The 1,142-nt window shown below is 70.3% G+C and carries 1 protein-coding gene; it reads left to right on the forward strand.

The genetic code is table 11. The features are described from left to right. The coding region (locus tag G3I71_RS44690; protein ID WP_275409410.1) for a transglycosylase domain-containing protein at positions 1-1,130 on the forward strand (1,130 nt) is incomplete at its 5' end. Between the last annotated feature and the right edge of the window lie 12 nt (positions 1,131-1,142).

A 1,142-nucleotide genomic window follows, 5' to 3' on the forward strand; every position in this document is an offset into this window, starting at 1 on the left:
TCTCGGTCGACAAGCGGCTGGGCGGCTCCAACTTCGGCTTCCCGACCGGCTCGACGTTCAAGCCGTTCGTGGCGGCGGCGGCCATCGAGGGCGGCGTCCCGCCGACCAAGACCTACGCCTCCCCCTACGAGATGGAGTACCCGAGCCCGGTGCAGACCTGCGGCGACAAGCCCTGGGTCAACACCGAGAAGGCCAGGGTGGAGAACGAGTCGGAGAGCGAGGTAGGCCCCTACGCCATGAAGGAGGCGATGGCCAAGTCCATCAACACCTACTTCGTGGAGATGATCTCGGAGGCCGGGCTCTGCCCGATCACCGAGATGACCGGCAAGCTCGGCGTGAAGCCGGCCGACGGCACCAAGCTTCCCGAGGTCCCGGCCATCGCGCTCGGTACCGAGGGCATGTCGCCGCTGACCATGGCCAACGCGTACGCCACCTTCGCCAACCGGGGCGTCCACTGCACCTCGGTCGCCATCGAGTCGACGACCGACTCGCACGGCAAGGCGCTCGCGGTGCCGAAGTCGAAGTGCGAGCGCGTGATGTCGGAGAAGACCGCCGACACCATCAACACGCTGCTGCTCGGCGTGGTCGACACCGGCGGTACCGGTGCCGCGGCCGGTCTGACCGACCGGCAGAGCGCGGGCAAGACCGGTACCACCGAGAACCGCTGGAACGCCTGGTTCGTCGGCTACACCCCCAACATGTCCGGCGCCACCTGGGTCGGATCGGGCGGGGCCAAGCAGGTGCAGATGGAGAACATCTCCATCGGCGGCGAGTACTACGACAAGGTCTACGGCGGTGGCCTGCCCGGCCCGATCTGGAAGCAGGCGGTCTCCGGCGCCCTCTCGGGCCGCAAGTCGCTGAGCTTCTCCACGGTGTCCATCCCGGAGACCTCCTCCCCGGCCGGCGGACCGCGCCGGAACAAGCCGAACCCGCCCGCCACGCCGAACCGACCCGGCAAGCCGAACCGGCCCGGCGGTGACAACAAGCCCGGCGACGGTCGGCCCGGCGGACAGACGGCCGCCGGCGCCACCGGCGGCAACCAGGGCGGCACCAACGGGGGCGACAACGGCGGCAGGACCGGCGGGTTCAGCTTTCCCCCCGGTCTGATCGGCGGACCCGAACCCCGCTGACCGCCCGCGCGG

Source organism: Streptomyces sp. SID12501, from assembly GCF_010550245.1.
Lineage (GTDB): Bacteria > Actinomycetota > Actinomycetes > Streptomycetales > Streptomycetaceae > Streptomyces.